Annotated in this window: 14 protein-coding genes; 9 read left to right on the top strand and 5 right to left on the bottom strand. The window is 59.6% G+C overall.

What is annotated here, in order from left to right; translation table 11 throughout:
* Positions 1-72: 72 nt before the first annotated feature.
* Both JTP94_RS30120 and JTP94_RS30115 read right to left on the bottom strand, forming a co-directional pair.
* Positions 73-1,803: a TRAP transporter large permease subunit gene (locus tag JTP94_RS30120; RefSeq protein WP_204854079.1), complete on the bottom strand. Its 1,731-nt coding sequence runs from the start codon at positions 1,801-1,803 to the stop codon at positions 73-75.
* The gene (locus JTP94_RS30115; protein ID WP_204854078.1) at positions 1,803-2,378 is read right to left on the bottom strand and encodes a TRAP transporter small permease subunit; all 576 of its coding nucleotides are present in this window, start codon (positions 2,376-2,378) and stop codon (positions 1,803-1,805) included. The genes JTP94_RS30120 and JTP94_RS30115 overlap by 1 nt, the downstream gene beginning before the upstream one ends.
* A 242-nt stretch (positions 2,379-2,620) precedes the next feature.
* On the opposite strand from JTP94_RS30115, the gene JTP94_RS30110 reads away from it, so the two are divergent.
* Positions 2,621-3,544: a Gfo/Idh/MocA family protein gene (locus JTP94_RS30110; RefSeq protein ID WP_204854077.1), complete on the top strand. Its 924-nt coding sequence runs from the start codon at positions 2,621-2,623 to the stop codon at positions 3,542-3,544.
* Positions 3,545-3,616: 72 nt separating this feature from the next.
* A complete protein-coding gene (locus tag JTP94_RS30105) occupies positions 3,617-4,162 on the top strand; it encodes a GrpB family protein (protein ID WP_204854076.1) in 546 nt (181 codons plus the stop codon).
* Between the two features lie 142 nt (positions 4,163-4,304).
* Here JTP94_RS30105 and JTP94_RS30100 read toward each other — a convergent pair whose 3' ends face one another.
* Together JTP94_RS30100 and JTP94_RS30095 are read right to left on the bottom strand one after the other, a co-directional pair.
* Positions 4,305-4,754 (bottom strand): DNA polymerase III subunit chi, encoded by a 450-nt coding sequence (locus tag JTP94_RS30100; RefSeq protein ID WP_204854075.1) that lies wholly within the window; start codon positions 4,752-4,754, stop codon positions 4,305-4,307.
* A gap of 32 nt (positions 4,755-4,786) precedes the next feature.
* Positions 4,787-6,283: a leucyl aminopeptidase gene (locus JTP94_RS30095; RefSeq protein WP_204854074.1), complete on the bottom strand. Its 1,497-nt coding sequence runs from the start codon at positions 6,281-6,283 to the stop codon at positions 4,787-4,789.
* A 207-nt stretch (positions 6,284-6,490) separates the two neighbouring features.
* Between JTP94_RS30095 and JTP94_RS30090 the strand changes: the two genes are divergently transcribed.
* From JTP94_RS30090 to rsmA, 7 genes are all read left to right on the top strand, one after another.
* Positions 6,491-7,273, top strand: a complete 783-nt coding sequence (locus JTP94_RS30090) for a phosphatase PAP2 family protein (RefSeq protein WP_204854073.1) — start codon at positions 6,491-6,493, stop codon at positions 7,271-7,273.
* Between the two features lie 102 nt (positions 7,274-7,375).
* Positions 7,376-8,554, top strand: a complete 1,179-nt coding sequence (gene lptF, locus JTP94_RS30085) for an LPS export ABC transporter permease LptF (protein ID WP_204854072.1) — start codon at positions 7,376-7,378, stop codon at positions 8,552-8,554.
* Entirely contained in the window at positions 8,551-9,636 is a 1,086-nt protein-coding gene (lptG, locus tag JTP94_RS30080; RefSeq protein ID WP_204854071.1) for an LPS export ABC transporter permease LptG, read from the top strand. The genes lptF and lptG overlap by 4 nt, the downstream gene beginning before the upstream one ends.
* Positions 9,637-12,015, top strand: a complete 2,379-nt coding sequence (locus tag JTP94_RS30075; protein ID WP_204854070.1) for an LPS-assembly protein LptD — start codon at positions 9,637-9,639, stop codon at positions 12,013-12,015.
* A gap of 207 nt (positions 12,016-12,222) precedes the next feature.
* Positions 12,223-13,167, top strand: coding sequence for a peptidylprolyl isomerase (locus JTP94_RS30070; RefSeq protein ID WP_204854069.1), 945 nt, complete (start codon positions 12,223-12,225; stop codon positions 13,165-13,167).
* Between the two features lie 9 nt (positions 13,168-13,176).
* Positions 13,177-14,202 (top strand): 4-hydroxythreonine-4-phosphate dehydrogenase PdxA, encoded by a 1,026-nt coding sequence (gene pdxA, locus JTP94_RS30065; RefSeq protein ID WP_204854068.1) that lies wholly within the window; start codon positions 13,177-13,179, stop codon positions 14,200-14,202.
* Positions 14,202-15,029 carry a 16S rRNA (adenine(1518)-N(6)/adenine(1519)-N(6))-dimethyltransferase RsmA gene (rsmA, locus tag JTP94_RS30060; protein WP_204854067.1) on the top strand — a complete coding sequence of 276 codons (828 nt, stop codon included), beginning with the start codon at positions 14,202-14,204 and terminating at the stop codon, positions 15,027-15,029. The genes pdxA and rsmA overlap by 1 nt, the downstream gene beginning before the upstream one ends.
* A gap of 24 nt (positions 15,030-15,053) precedes the next feature.
* Here rsmA and gmk read toward each other — a convergent pair whose 3' ends face one another.
* Positions 15,054-15,716, bottom strand: coding sequence for a guanylate kinase (gene gmk / locus JTP94_RS30055; protein ID WP_034507754.1), 663 nt, complete (start codon positions 15,714-15,716; stop codon positions 15,054-15,056).
* Positions 15,717-15,718: the final 2 nt, after the last annotated feature.

Below are 15,718 nucleotides of genomic sequence, written 5' to 3'. Positions count from 1 at the left end.
CCCCGGGGCGCCGCTCCGGGGTTTTTCTTTGCCCTGACCGAAGGCAATGCAACATGCCTATAACGACCGCCTTCAATTGAATGATGGCGGCTGGCTGAGATCATTGGCCGGCGGATTTGGCTGCCCGCCGCCCGGAAGCTGCAGGCCCGGCGGGCCGAGGCCGCCGCCATTGTCCTGGCCGGGTGTGCCGAAGCCCGGTACTTCGATCTTGATCGTATTGGGATCAAGCCCGGTGCCCGCGCCCTTGTAGTGCATGACCATCTGCGGGAACATGATCGTCAATGCCACCATCAGGATCTGGATGCCGACGAAGGGCACCGCCCCCCAATAGATCTGACCGGTCGTCACCGGAGCCGTATTTTTACCCGTGACCTTGTCGAGATAGGGCACCTTTGCCGCGACCGAGCGCAGGTAGAACAGCGCGAAGCCGAAGGGTGGATGCATGAAGCTCGTCTGCATGTTGACGCCAAGGAGAACGCCGAACCAGATGAGGTCGATGCCCAGCTTGTCGGCGGCGGGCGCCAGCAGCGGCACGATGATGAAGGCCAGCTCGAAGAAATCAAGGAAGAAGGCCAGTACGAAGACCAGGAGGTTGACGGCAATCAGGAAGCCGACTTCGCCGCCCGGCAGCGACACCAGCAAATGCTCGACCCAGACATGGCCGTTGACCCCGTAAAAGGTCAGCGAGAACACGCGCGAGCCGATCAGGATGAACAGCACGAAGGAAGAAAGACGCGTGGTCGACGCCAGCGCCGAGCGGACGACATCCATGGACAGCCGGCCTTTGGCCGCCGCCATGATCAACGCGCCCACTGCCCCCATCGCACCGCCCTCGGTCGGCGTCGCGATGCCGAGGAAGATGGTGCCGAGCACGAGGAAGATCAGCGCCAATGGCGGGATCAGTACGATGATCACCTGCTGCGCCAGCCGCGACATCAGATTGAACTTCATCGTCTTGTCGATGACGGCAATGGCATAGATGAAGGCGACGCCGACGGTTGCGCCGAGAATATCGGCGTTTTCCCCGTAGATCGGTGTCAGATAGACATGGGCGGCATAGGCGACGCCGGCGCAGACCAGCAACGCGACGAAAAGCGAGGTCACGCCCGAACCGAGCGAGCGGGCCTCTTTCGGCAGCGCCGGCATCGAATCCGGCCGGACGATCGACATGATCAGCACATAGAGCATGTAGAGGCCGGTCAATACCAGGCCCGGGATCAGCGCCCCGGCATACATATCGCCGACCGAGCGGCCGAGCTGGTCGGCAAGCACGATCAAGACCAGCGACGGCGGAATGATCTGCGCCAGCGTACCGGAGGCGGCGATGACGCCGGAGGCCACCCGCCGATCATAGCCGTAACGCAGCATGATCGGCAGCGATATCAGGCCCATCGCGATGACCGAAGCCGCAACGACGCCGGTGGTGGCGGCAAGCAGTGCGCCCACGAAAATTACCGCATAGGCAAGCCCACCGCGGATCGGGCCGAATAGCTGGCCGACCGTGTCGAGCAGGTCTTCGGCCATGCCGGAGCGCTCCAGCACGATGCCCATGAAGGTGAAGAACGGGATCGCCAGCAGCGTATCGTTGGACATCACGCCCCAGAACCTATCCGGCAGCGCATTGAGGAGCGGCCAGGACAGATTGATGGAACCGCCCGAATAGGGGGCGAGCTCGACGCCGATCCAGAAGAACAGGAGACCGTTGGCGGCGAGAGCGAAGGCGACGGGATAACCGATCAGCAGGAAGATGATCAGCGAGGCGAACATGATCGGCGCCATGTTCACGGCAATGAATTCCATCATCAGCGCGCCTCCCCTGTCGGCGTTTCGACCTCAAGGGGTGCATGCGTCGGCACATAGGGGCTCGGATCCTCCATATCGCCGCGCATGACGGCAATCTTCTTGATAATCTCGGAGATGCCCTGCAGCGCCAACAGGAAGAAGCCGGCCAGCAACAGCGCCTTGCCTGGCCAAATGATCAGGCCGCCGGCGCTGGAGGAAACCTCCCCGGACATGACGGACATGCGCACGTAGGGCACGAGGTCATAGACCATCAGCAATACGAACGGCATGAGGAACAGGCAGTGGCCGAGGAGATCGATCCAGTGCTGCGCCCGGCGCGGGAGCGAGCCATAGACGATATCGATGCGGATGTGCTCGTTCTGCCGCAGCGTATAAGCGGCGGCGAGCATGAAGGCGGCGCCGAACAGATACCATTGCGCCTCCAGCCAGGCATTGGACGAGATGTTGAACAATTTACGGACAATGGCATTTCCGGCGCTGACCAACACGGCGACCAGAATGAGCCATGAGACCGATTTTCCAATGATCTCAGTCGCATAGTCCACGATTCGGCTGAAGCCGAGCAATGTTTTCATGATTTCCCCCCGCGGCGGTCTTTCCCAGGATCTCTTGCCGCGCAGAGGCAGAGTGCCGATTTCAAGCGGTGAATCAAGAGCCCGAGCCGGTTTTCCAAGTGTGATGATGGCTCCGGTACAATGCCCGCGCGTGAAGGCCCGCGTGTGAAGCCGAGCGCACGCATTTACAATTTGCCGCCCTTGCCCACATGCGGCATTCTGATAAAGATCGCATCAATAATCATACTAATCGAGAGACACCCATGTCCCCCATCAACCTCGCTATTGTCGGCGTCGGCAAGATTGTCCGCGACCAGCACCTTCCATCCATCGCGAACAATCCGGATTTCAAGCTGGTCGCCACGGCAAGCCGTCATGGCACCGTCGAGGGCATTCCGGCCTTCACGACCATCGAGGCCATGCTCGACGCCGTGCCAGCAATCGGCGCTGTCTCACTCTGCATGCCGCCGCAATATCGCTACGAGGCTGCCTACAAGGCGCTTTCGGCCGGCAAGCATGTCTTCCTGGAAAAGCCGCCGGGCGCGACGCTGAGCGAAGTTGCCGATCTCGAGAATCTCGCAAAGGCGAAGGGCGTTTCGCTCTTTGCAAGCTGGCATTCGCGTTACGCGCCTGCCGTCGAAGCCGCCAAGACCTTCCTCGCCGGCACCAACATTCGCAGCGTCCATGTGATCTGGAAGGAAGACGTCCGTCACTGGCATCCGAACCAGGAATGGATCTGGCAGGCCGGCGGGCTCGGCGTCTTCGATCCCGGCATCAACGCGCTGTCGATCGTCACTCATATTTTTCCGGCGCTCTTCCTGACAGGCGCGACCTTGGAATTCCCGGAGAATCGCGATTCGCCGATCGCGGCCGATCTGCACTTCAAGAGCGGCCAGGGTCTTCCGGTTCATGCCGAATTCGATTGGCGCCAGACCGGCAAGCAGAGCTGGGATATCGTCGCTGAGACGGATGCGGGCCAAATGGTTCTTTCAGAAGGCGGCGCCAAGCTTTCCGTGAACGGCGAGCTGACCTTCTCGGCGCTTGAAGCCGAATATCCCTCGCTCTATCGCCGCTTTGCCGAGATCGTCAAAGCCGGCGTCTCCGATGTCGACGTTTCGCCGCTGCGTCACGTTGCCGACGCCTTCATGCTCGGCAAGCGCAAGTTTGTGGAACCGTTTCACGATTGATCGCATTCCCCGATGTGAGATAGGCTGCGCAACATGCTAGCTTAGCGCATTGTCATCATCGGGGAGTTGCCGATGGCATCGGAACATGAACAATCCTTCGGCCTTGGCGTCCGCAACAAGACTGTCAAACTTGCCGAGCCGAACCAGAAATGGCACGAGGCCTATTTGCTGGAGGAAGCCGCCATTCGCGGCGCGCTCGGCGACCTCGTCATCGAGATCCAGCATTTTGGCAGTACCGCCATTCCGGAGATAAAGGCCAAACCGATCATCGACATTGCCGTCGGCGTTCGGCGCTTCGAGGACGGTCTTGCCTGTATCGAGCCGATGGCATCCATCGGCTATGACTATGCCGGCAGCAATATTGTCCCCAACGACCACATTTTCGGCCGCGATATCGCAGGCGATACCCGCACGCATCTGGTCCATGTCGTCGAACATGGCGGCTCGAATTGGCGTCATTTCATCGTCTTCCGCGACCGCTTGCGCAGTCGCCCGGATATTGCCCATGCCTACGAAGCGCTGAAGGTGGAGCTTGCGGCAAAATATGCCGACAACCGCGCGGCCTATACCGCAGCGAAGGCGGATTTCATCAGCAAGATCGTAGCGGAAGCTGAATGAGCCTGGTTGCCGCGTCCCCGAAACGGGAGCGGCTAAAGCATTTCCGTTTTAAACGGAGTCACGGAAATGCTCTGTCTCTTTGTTTTCACGCAATTCCGGACGCAAAACCGCTTCGCACTTTTGCTGGAATTGCTCTAGAGCGTCACGCCTTTTTCTCCCAGCGGCCGTCCTGGGTCTGCTGCCAATAGGTGAGGCTATGCCCCTCGCCTTTCAGGCGCTTCCATTGGGCGCGCGCGCTTTCCAGCTGCTCCTGATCATAGCCATCGAACATCAACACGACGCGCTGGTAGTACCCGACATCAATGGCTTCGGCGCCATCGATGAAGAAACGTACGCTGGCGTTGTTGATGTTGTCGGGCGAGACCGTCAGCAGCACCGGCTGCCGGTCCGCCATCTCGCCCTCATCCGTGCCGTGCGGCAGGAAACTGTCCTCGCGGTAGGTCCAGAGATGGGCATCGAGGAGATCGCGCCGCGCCGGCTCGCGCATCTGGACAGCAACCTGCCAGCCACGCTCGACGCTTTTGTCGATCAGCGGCGGCAGGGCGTCTTCGAGCTTCGATTCCGTCAGGTGATAGAAGAGAACGTCGGTCATGTCGCTCCTTCTATCTCACAAGGCCAGGCTGGTCACGATTCGTAGTTTGCGCGGACCAGCTCGTCGAGCAGGCGCACGCCGAAACCGGAGCCCCAGGATTGATTGATCTCATCCTGAACCGAGCCCATCGCCGTACCGGCAATATCGAGATGCGCCCATGGTGTTTCCCCGACGAAGCGCTTGAGGAACTGCGCGGCAGTGATCGAGCCGGCATGGCGGCCGCCGGTGTTTTTCATATCGGCGAACTTGCTGTCGATCATCTTGTCGTAGTCCTTGCCGAGCGGCATGCGCCACAGGCGTTCATCGGTGACGAGACCCGCAGCTGTCAGCTCGTTCGCCAGCTTGTCGTCGTTGCTGAACAGGCCGGCTTGCAGATTGCCGAGGGCGACCAGGATCGCGCCGGTCAGGGTCGCCAAGTTGATCATGAACTGCGGCTTGAAGCGATCGTTGGTGTACCAGAGCGCATCGCAGAGAACGAGCCGGCCTTCGGCGTCGGTGTTGATGATTTCGATCGTCTGGCCGGACATGGAGGTGACGATGTCGCCCGGCCGCTGGGCGTTGCCGTCAGGCATGTTCTCGACGAGGCCGATGACGCCGATCGCGTTGACCTTGGCGCCACGGGCGGCGAGCGTGTGCATCAGGCCGGTAACGGCTGCGGCCCCGCCCATGTCACCCTTCATGTCCTCCATGCCGGCGGCCGGCTTGATGGAAATGCCGCCGGTGTCGAAGACGACACCCTTGCCGATGAAGGCGACGGGCTTGTCCTTCGACTTGCCGCCCTTCCAGTGCATGATCACCAGGCGCGGCGGCCGGACGGAGCCCTGCGCGACGCCGAGCAGCGCGCCCATGCCGAACCGGCGCATCTCACGCTCGGTCAGAATCTCGACCTCGACGCCGAGCTTTTCCAGCTCCTTCGCCTTGGCCGCAAACTCGACGGGACCGAGGACATTCGGCGGCTCGTTGACGAGATCACGCGCAAGAATCACGCCGCCGGCAATTGCCTCGGAAGCCGCGAAAAGCTTTTTGGCGGCAGCGGCCTCCTGGGTGACGATCGTGACCTTGACGGGCTTGCGGGCGCCAGCCTTCTCGTCGTCATCACCCTTCTTCGTCTTGTAGGTATCGAAGCTATAGGCGCGCAGTAACATGCCCAACGCGAAATCCGCGGCCTCCCTGGCTCCGACCTTGATGGCCGGGGCATCGAGGAAGATGGCCACCTTCTCCACATTGCGGATTTTTGCCGCGGCACTGCCGCCGAGCTTCAACCAGTCATGCACGCTCAGGTTCGTCGCCTTGCCAGTGCCGATGACGATGATCCTGTCGACCGGCGCGGCTTCGGGAGCGATAATATCAAGGCTGTTCAATGCCTTGGCCTTGAAGCCGGAAATGGGCGCGGCCTTGGCGAAAACATGAGCCGGATCGGCGCTCTCGGCACCCGCCGGCAGCTCACTGTCGGTGTCTTTCAGGAGAATGGCCAGACCACCACTAAGGCGGACCGACTTGGCGAAGGAAATCTCGAATTTCACAGACATTTCGGCTCCGATTACCATGCGTATTACAAGAATAATTTCGGTGGTCATCATTCAAGGTTTGCCTAGGCAATACAAGCCTTTGGCAAAGCGTTCCCCCGAAGAAACGAACTTCGCGGCTTCAAATCCCTGTCATTTAGCGCAGCTAGGCTAAGCGCATTGGTGTTTTCGCCGCCATCGGGCGGCGCCATTCTTTGCCGGAAAGCCACCTTGATCATAGACTTCAACAGCCTCAACCGCGAAGACCGCATTCCTGAAAACCTGCGCCCGCGCACCGCGGGTGACACCTTCATCGCGCTCTTCTGCCTCTGGTGGCTGCTGCTGGGTCTGTTCTCGCTGTTTCCGCAGATCGACCTCGCCGTCGCGAACATGTTCTTCCTGCCCAAGCAGTGCCTCGCCCTTGCCAGGCCCGATCAGATCTGCGGCATTTTCCCTTATAATGACGATCAGCATATGCGCCTGCTGCGGGAGATGTTTTTCCAGCTCCCCTATATCACGGCCATCATCCTCTGTTGGATGCTGTTCCAGTGCTGGCAGCAACACGGCGCAACCTTCAACAAGCTCAGAGCCCGCAACCTCAAGATCGCGCTCGGCTCGTTGCTGCTTGGTCCGGTCCTGATCGTCAATCTCTGGCTGAAAGCCTTCTCGGGTCGTCCCCGCCCCAGGCAAACCGATCTGTTCGGCGGCACGCTCGATTTCGTGCATGCGGGATCCTTCGCCGGCAAATGTGTCAGCAACTGTTCGTTCATCTCGGGCGAAGCCGCCGCCGCGGGTTGGCTGTTCTGCCTGATCTTCATCATCCCGCAACCGCGTCGTACGGCGGTCGCCCTGCCGATCGCCGCCGTCTCCATCCTCATTCCGGCGCTCAGAGTGGCTTTCGGCGGCCATTACCTGTCCGATGCCGTCCTCGGCTGGCTTTCCTCGCTTGTCATATTCGCCGCGCTGCTGGCATTATCCCAAACGACACACAACAGAAGAATCTCGGAAAATTAACGATTTTTTTGCGAGTTGGTTGTCGCCAAAAAAACGCAAACAGCGTAGAGGAGGATGAATCTCTGTCGGCTCGCTCGACGGGCGTTGCGTTTAAGGGCCGGCATGAAGTTATTCGAAACCTATATCGTACGGCGTGTCGGTATGATGTTCCTGGTGGCGTTGCTGCCGGTGCTCGCTATTATCTGGACGACCCAGGTGCTGCAGCGCATCAACCTCGTGACCGACAGCGGCCAGTCGATCGGGTCATTCGCAAAGCTTGCGACCCTTATCCTGCCCACGATCCTTCCGATCGTTCTGCCCTTCGCATTGGTCATCGGCATCACGCAGACGCTGACGGCGATGAACAGCGATTCGGAGCTTACGGTCATGGAAGCGGCCGGTGCGAAACGAAGCATCATCATCCGCCCGATCATGATTCTTGCCATTGCGATCAGTCTTTTCTCCTTCTTCGTTGATAATGTGGTCGAGCCCAAGGCTCGCGTCGCTGCCCGCCAGATGGTCGCAGAGGCCTATGCCGACCTTCTTTCCACCGTCATCGAAGAGAAGAACTTCCGGCGTATCGAGGATGGTCTTTACGTACAGATCAGCCAGCGCATGTCGGGACGTATTCTAAAGGGGCTGTTCGTCGTCGACTCCCGCGATCCTGCCTTCGATCTCATCTATTATGCGAAAGAAGGCGCCGTCGATCCGAGCGGCACGTCGCTGTTGATGAAGGACGGCGAGGTCCATCGCAAAACACCCGATGGCGATGTCTCGATCATAAATTTCGATTCCTATTCCTTCGATCTCTCCGACATGACGCAGAGCCGTGGCCAGGCGACCGTGCGCGCCAGCGACCGTGACCTCGGTTTCCTGCTCAATCCGGATCCGAACGATGCGGACTACAAGGCCAAACCTGCCGGCTACCGGGCAGAATTGCACAGACGCCTCAACGACTGGGCTCTTCCCGCCATATTCGCGCTGATATCGCTGGTCATCGCCGGCGACGCGCGGTCGCATCGCGAAGCACGTCTGCACCCCATGGTGTCGGCGCTGACCATAGCTTTTGCGCTGCGCTGGGCGGATTTCTACGCTGCCAATCAGATCGAGAATACACCTAAATTCATTGGCGTTCTCTACGGCATCAACATCATCTCGGCTCTCATCGCGATCGTGCTGCTGTTCAGAAACCGGAAGATGACGATGCCGGTCTCGATCCGCAACCGGCTCAGCAACTGGAGACAGAAGGTCCAGGATCGCATGCCCGCAACACCCGGCAATTCCAACGGGAGCGGCGCATGATCTTCGGCACACTCGGGCGTTACTTCTTCGTCCGCTACATCGTGACGACCTTCTGGTTTTTCCTGGGTGTCATCTCCATCGTCTACCTCGTCGATTTCAGTGAGACCGCCGGCCGGCTCGCGGGACTGCCCGGGTACACCGTTTCCCTCGGCTTGGTGATGACGGCGGTCAGGTTGCCGTTCATTCTGCAGCAGACTGTGCCGTTCATCGCCCTCTTCGTCGGCATGACGGTACTGATCGCGCTCAACCGGCGCCGCGAACTGGTGATAGCGCGCGCCGCCGGCATCTCGGTCTGGCAATTCATGATGCCGTTCATACTGGGCGCCTTCTGCGTCGGCCTGCTGACCATGTTCGCCCTCAATCCGGTGGCGGCATGGGGCCAGCGACAGGCGGAGACGATGGAGGCCGACCTGCGCGGCGACCCGTCCTATCGCAATACACTTTCGGTGCCGTGGCTGCGTCAGTCGGACGGGAAAGACGACGTGATCATTGGCGCCAAGGCCGTCCTGAACAACGGGACGACGTTGATGACCGTCGTCTTTATCCACTTCGATTCACAGGGAAATATCGTTCTCCGGCAGGATGCGCAGTCGGCAAAGTTGGAAGATGGTTACTGGCTTCTTAACAATGTCGTCGAGCGGCGGCCGGGCGAAATCCCTGACCGCAGGAACTCGGTACAAGTCCGTACGAATCTGAAACAGGATTTCGTTTCCCAGCGCTTGGCACAGCCGGAAACCATTGCTTTTTATGATCTTTCTAATCGAATAAAGGTCGCACGCTCCTTCGGCATATCGACCAACGCACTCCAAACACAATTTCACTCGCTGCTGTCGCAACCATTCCTTCTGGTGGCAATGACATTGATCGCAGCAACAGTCTCGTTAAAATTCAGTAGATTCAACCAATCGCGCTCCGTGATTCTGGGTGGAATCCTCTCAGGCTTCGTGCTTTATGTTGTCACCGTGCTTGTAAAGGCATTCGGGAGCAGCGGAGTGGTTCCTCCCTTCGTGGCGACATGGATACCCGTGATCGTCGCATTAGCATTCGGAGCAACGATCCTGCTTCATCAGGAGGACGGCTAAGTGGCGGCAGCCAACCGCAAGAGTATCAGGAAGTTTGTGGGTGCCCTGGTTACGGGTACGGCCGCAAGCGCGTATATCATGAGTCCTGTCGCAGTTTATGCCCAGGCCAACAACAACAATGGCGGTACTGGCGCCGTGGCCTCTCCCATCCAGGTCAAGGTGCCGGAGGGCTCTAAGCTCGTCCTCTCGTCCAATGAATTGGTCTATAACAAGGACACACAGGTCGTCACCGCCAGCGGTGCCGTTCAGATCAACTATGGCGGCTATAGAATGGTCGCCCAGAGGGTTGAATATAATCAGAAATCCGGACGGATGACGGCCATCGGCAATGTCGAGCTGATCAGCCCGGACGGCAATCGCATGTACGGTGACAAAATGGACGTCACCGACAGCTTCTCGGACGGCTTCGTTAACTCCCTACGCATCGAAATGCCCGACAACACCCGCATGGTCGCCGAAAAGGGCGAGCGTGTCGGCGGCACTCAGTTGATTCTGACAAAGGGCGTCTATACGGCTTGTAAGGCCTGCTCCGAGCAGGGTCGGGCGCCGCTATGGCAGGTGAAGGCACGGCGCGTTGTCCAGAACGGCGTGACGCATACCGTGCGTCTCGAGCATGCCCGTTTCGAGCTGTTCGGCCTGCCGATCGCCTATGTCCCGTGGATCGAAGTTCCCGACAATACGGTGAAGCGCAAATCCGGCTTCCTGTTTCCGTCGATGAGCATCTCGCAGCACCTCGGTGTTGGCCTGAAGGTTCCATATTATTACGTCATATCGCCCAGCATGGATGCGACGGTCAGTGCCACCGGCTACACCAGCCAAGGCCTGCTGCTCGAGGGCGAGTTCCGTCAGCGCTTTGAAAACGGCACGCATGTCCTGCATGTCGCCGGCATCAGTCAGATGGATCCCAGCACATTTACCGCGGGGACCAGCGATGCCGAGCACAAGACGCGCGGCATGATCAGCTCCAAGGCGGACTTCAAGATCAATCCTCGCTGGACCTTCGGCTGGGATGTCATGGCGCAGAGCGACAACAATTTCTCGCGCACATATGGGCTCGATGGTCTCAGCCAGAGCACCCATACCAACGACATCTACCTGACCGGTCTCGGAAAGCGCAATTATTTCGACATGCGCGCTTTCTATTACGACATCCAGGATGCCGACAACAACAGCACTGCGGAAAAGCAGCAAGCCGTCGTTTACCCGAGCATCGACTACCACTACGTCGATCCGAAGTCGGTCTATGGCGGCGAGTTGTCGGCGACGGTGAATCTAACGAATCTATCGCGTGACAAGACCTCGGTGCTCGACAACGTCAACAACCTTGGCGACTCCAGCCTGAACGACCGCTATCTCGGTCTTTCCGGAAGCTATACGCGCCTGAGCACCGAACTGCAGTGGCAGCGCACCTTCACCACCGACGGAGGTCTGGTGCTGACGCCGTTGGCCGCAGCCCGCGGTGACGTCTACGGCCTCGATATGGACGCGCCGGCAGCCGGTACTTACTCCGGCAATTACGACAACAGCGACTACGCGACGCGTGGCATGGTGACGGCCGGTCTCGAAGCCAAGTACCCGTTCCTCATCACGACGAGCAACAGCACGCATGTGTTCGAGCCGATCGCACAGATTTATGTGCGCCCTGATGAGCAACTTGCCGGCCAGCTGCCGAATGAGGATGCACAGAGCTTCGTCTTCGATGCGACAAATCTGTTCGATCGCGACAAGTTCTCCGGCTTCGACCGAATTGAAGGCGGCACGCGCGCCAACGTCGGTTGGCGCTACACGGGCAGCTTCGACAACGGCTACAAGTTGCAGCACATCTTCGGCCAGTCTTACCAGCTTGCCGGCCGCAACTCCTTCGCAACCTCCGATCTGGCGGGCGTCGGCGCGGATTCGGGACTTGAAACAACCCGTTCCGACTATGTCACGATGTTCGGCCTGACGACGCCGCAGGGTATCTCGCTGTCGACATCCTATCGCTTCGACGAGAAGGACTTCGCGTTCCGCCGCGGCGACACATCGGTCGGTTACGCGAACGATATATTCCAGACGAATTTGATCTACACCCACATTACTGCTCAGCCGCAATATGGCTTCACGAGCGATCAGGATGAAATCCAGACGCGGGCGCAGATTAAGTTCAAGGAATATTGGTCGGTCTTCGGGACGGTAAGCTACGATATCAACAATAGCGAAGTTACCCGTCAGGGCATCGGCCTGTCTTACGAGGACGAATGCACGATCTTCAGCGTTTCGTTCCTGAACAAGAAGGACTCGACCAATCAGTCGGCAAGCGATTGGTCCGTCGGCGCCCGACTGACCTTCCGTACGCTCGGTGACGTCAATCTCGGTAGCGTCCAAGACGCAACGTTCTGATATGTAGAAAAATTGCAAAGAGCCGGCTTCAAAGCCGGCTCTTTCGTTTTGAAACGGATCATCATTCCTCGCGTCATTGTTTCGCCGCAAGGATTTTGCAATTGATCGCGCTTGATGTAGACATGTGGCGCAAAATTGCCTTATTGCGCCAATGGCGTGCCGATATGGCGCATGCCGACAAGACAGACCTTTGGGAAGGGGTAATTGATGTTTTCTGGAAAGACACCGATGCGTGCTCTGCTGTTCGGAGCCGCGGCCCTGGTTATGGCAAGCTTCGCCATGCCGAGCAGCGACGTTGCTTTCGCGGCAAGTGAGGTAAAGGTCGTTGTCAACAACCAGGTCATTACATCAGGCGACATTGCCAAACGCGTCAACTTCCTCAAGTTGCAGCGTCAGAAGGGCGATCTTGCCAAAACGGCGAAAGAGCAGCTCATCGATGAGACGCTGAAGCGTGCGGAAATAGCGCGTCTGCGCATGTCGGTGTCTACGACGGAGGTCGACGCTGCCTTTGGTCGTTTTGCCGCCAGCAACAAGATGTCGCCACAACAGCTTGGCCAGATCCTCGACAAGATGGGCGTGGGCGTCGACCACTTCAAATCCTACATTGCCATTTCCATGAGCTGGCCGCGCGTGGTGAATGCCCGCTTCGGTTCGAGCAGCCGCATATCGAACGACGACCTCGTGACCCGCATGACGGAAAACAAGTCGAAGCCGGTCACGACGGAATACTTCCTGAAGCAGATCATTTTCGTCGTCCCGACGGCGAAGCGGAACGCGATCCTGAATTCGCGCAAGGCCGAAGCCGAGGCGTCGCGCTCCAAGTTCCCAGGTTGCGATCAGGCGAAGGTGTTTGCCGCGACCATGCGCGATGTTTCCGTTCAGGACCTCGGCCGCATTCTGGCACCGGAAGTTCCGGAAATCTGGAAGCCGTTGCTCGAAAAGGCCTCAGGCAATACGACAAGCTCTGTCGTGACGGACCGCGGCGTCGAATATATCGCGATCTGCTCGCAGCGTCAGGTGAATGATGACGTCGCAGCAGCGGCCGTCTTCCGTGCCGAGGATATCGGCAAGAACAACGCCCAGGGCGTCAACCCCAACGACAAGAAGTACATGGACGAACTGCGCTCCAAGGCGCAGATTGTCGATCGCTGATCGCTGCCGATGCCCTCGCGCTCTTCCATCCCCCTGGCGCTGACGCAAGGGGATCCGGCAGGCATAGGCTCCGATATTACGCTCGCCGCCTGGCTCCGCCGCGGCGAGCTTGGCTTGCCGCCCTTCCTGTTCCTCGGTGATGTGGGCGTTCTCGCGGCGCGAGCCTCGCAGCTAGGTCTCAACGTGCCTTTGCAAGAGGCCGACCCGGCTTCCGCCTGCGATGTCTTCCATGATGCCCTGCCAATCCTGTCGATCGAAGCCGGAATGGACGTTGTCGCCGGTCAGCCGCACGTCGGCACGGCCAAGGGAACGATCACTGCTATTGAAATGGCCGTCTCCCTCAGCATGAGCGGCAAGACTTCCGCTGTTGTCACGAACCCGATCGCCAAGTCTGTGCTCTACGACGCCGGCTTCGGCTTTCCGGGCCACACGGAATTTCTGGCGGATCTCGCAACGCGCGCAACCGGCAAGACGGTGATGCCCGTCATGCTTCTCGCCGGTCCGAAACTCCGTGCTATTCCGGTCACAATTCATATTCCGCTGAAGGACGTGCCGCAGGCATTGACGTCCGATCTCATCATCGAGACCTGCAGGATCACCGATCACGACCTGAGAACGCGCTTCGGCATATCCAACCCGCGGCTGGCGGTTGCCGGCCTCAACCCGCATGCCGGCGAAAATGGGGCCCTCGGCAAGGAGGATGACGACATCATCCGTCCGGCGATCGATGCGCTTCGCAGCGAGGGGATCGATGCCTTCGGCCCCCTTCCCGCCGATACGATGTTCCATGACGAGGCCCGCCGCCGCTACGATGTCGCCATCTGCATGTATCACGATCAGGCCCTGATCCCGGCCAAGGCGCTCGGCTTCGACGATTCCGTCAATGTCACGCTCGGACTGCCGTTCGTCCGCACCTCGCCGGACCACGGCACGGCCTTCGGCATCGCCGGCAAGGGTATTGCCAAAGAGGATAGCCTGGTGGCTGCTCTGAAGCTCGCCAGCGAGATCAGCGGCAAGACTGGAAACGTTCGCTGATGGCTGCACTTGACGGCTTGCCGCCTCTTCGCGATGTGATCCAGCGTCATGGCCTCGACGCGCGCAAGGCGCTTGGCCAGAATTTCCTTCTCGATCTGAACCTGACCCAGAAGGTCGCGCGCACCGCCGGCTCGCTTGAAGGCGTCACCGTATTCGAAGTTGGGCCGGGGCCTGGCGGGCTGACGCGCGCCATTCTGGCGCTCGGCGCCGCCAAGGTCATCGCTGTCGAGCGCGATTCACGCTGCCTGCCGGCACTGGCGGAAATTGCCGATCACTATCCTGGCCGGCTCGACGTGATCGAGGGCGATGCGCTGAAGACGGATTTTGCGGCCCTTGCGCCCGAAGGCCCGGTCAAGATCATCGCCAACCTGCCCTACAATGTCGGTACTCAGCTGCTGGTCAACTGGCTTCTGCCGGCGCACTGGCCGCCCTTCTGGCAGTCGCTGACCTTGATGTTCCAGAAAGAAGTGGGCCAGCGGATCGTCGCGCAGGCAGATGACAATCATTATGGCCGGCTTGGCGTTCTCTGCGGCTGGCGCACTGAGGCACACATGGCCTTCGACATATCTCCACAGGCCTTCACGCCGCCGCCGAAGGTGACCTCTTCGGTGGTGCACCTGACGCCCAGGGAAAAGCCCATTCCCTGCGCCGTCGACAAGCTGGAGAAGATAACGCAAGCCGCTTTCGGCCAACGCCGTAAAATGCTGCGCCAGAGCCTGAAGCCGCTCGGCGGTGAAGCGCTGCTGCAGAAAGCCGATATCGACCCACAGCGGCGTGCAGAGACACTCTCCGTGGAAGAGTTTTGCCGGTTGGCAAACTGCCTCTGATCGGATCAGAGCTTCTGATCGGCCTCAGCGCTTCGGCGTCTCTTCCAGCAAATCTCGCACGAAATCGAACATGCCGTGCCGGCGATCGCGGCGCAGGCGTTCGGCCTTGACGATCGACTGTACGGCGTCGAAGGCGACGTTAAGGTCGTCGTTGACGATGACATAGTCATATTCGCGCCAATGCGCGATCTCGGCCCGGGAATTGGCGAGACGCATGGCGATGACCTCTTCGGAATCCTCGGCGCGGCGATGCAGGCGCGATTGCAGCTCCGTCATCGTTGGTGGCAGCACGAAGATAGAGACGACGTCCGCCGGCATTTTTTCCTGCAGTTGCTGGGCACCCTGCCAGTCGATGTCGAAGAGCATGTCACGCCCTTCGGCCATCGCCGTCTCCACCGGTTCGCGCGGCGTTCCATAGAAATTGCCGTGCACCTCCGCCCATTCGAGCAGCGAGTCGGAATCGCGAAGGCGCTCGAACTCGCGCTGCGAAACGAAATGATAATGCACACCTTCGATTTCGCTCGGCCGACGCTGCCGGGTCGTGACGCTGACGGAAAGGCTCACCTGCTTGTCCTTGTCCAGCAAGGTACGCGCGATCGTCGATTTGCCTGCACCGGATGGCGAGGAAATCGCGAGCATCAGCCCCCGGCGGGCAATCGGAATGGATGTGGATGTCGCCGGCTTCATCG

Origin of the sequence: Martinezella lusitana, assembly GCF_016901135.1 — a bacterium.
Classification (GTDB): Bacteria; Pseudomonadota; Alphaproteobacteria; order Rhizobiales; family Rhizobiaceae; genus Rhizobium; species Rhizobium lusitanum_D.
The sequence above is the reverse complement of the archived record's forward strand: the minus strand, read 5'-3'. Positions and strand labels throughout refer to the sequence as shown.

Bases quoted from the DNA above. Each gene is read 5' to 3' on its own strand.
- JTP94_RS30095 (WP_204854074.1), bottom strand. From the start codon at position 6,283: ATGTCTGTGAAATTCGAGATTTCCTTCGCCAAGTCGGTCCGCCTTAGT.
- JTP94_RS30110 (WP_204854077.1), top strand. From the start codon at position 2,621: ATGTCCCCCATCAACCTCGCTATTGTCGGCGTCGGCAAGATTGTCCGC.
- rsmA (WP_204854067.1), top strand. From the start codon at position 14,202: ATGGCTGCACTTGACGGCTTGCCGCCTCTTCGCGATGTGATCCAGCGT.
- JTP94_RS30100 (WP_204854075.1), bottom strand. From the start codon at position 4,754: ATGACCGACGTTCTCTTCTATCACCTGACGGAATCGAAGCTCGAAGAC.
- JTP94_RS30105 (WP_204854076.1), top strand. From the start codon at position 3,617: ATGGCATCGGAACATGAACAATCCTTCGGCCTTGGCGTCCGCAACAAG.
- lptF (WP_204854072.1), top strand. From the start codon at position 7,376: ATGAAGTTATTCGAAACCTATATCGTACGGCGTGTCGGTATGATGTTC.
- pdxA (WP_204854068.1), top strand. From the start codon at position 13,177: ATGCCCTCGCGCTCTTCCATCCCCCTGGCGCTGACGCAAGGGGATCCG.
- JTP94_RS30070 (WP_204854069.1), top strand. From the start codon at position 12,223: ATGTTTTCTGGAAAGACACCGATGCGTGCTCTGCTGTTCGGAGCCGCG.
- JTP94_RS30120 (WP_204854079.1), bottom strand. From the start codon at position 1,803: ATGATGGAATTCATTGCCGTGAACATGGCGCCGATCATGTTCGCCTCG.
- gmk (WP_034507754.1), bottom strand. From the start codon at position 15,716: ATGAAGCCGGCGACATCCACATCCATTCCGATTGCCCGCCGGGGGCTG.
- JTP94_RS30115 (WP_204854078.1), bottom strand. From the start codon at position 2,378: ATGAAAACATTGCTCGGCTTCAGCCGAATCGTGGACTATGCGACTGAG.
- lptG (WP_204854071.1), top strand. From the start codon at position 8,551: ATGATCTTCGGCACACTCGGGCGTTACTTCTTCGTCCGCTACATCGTG.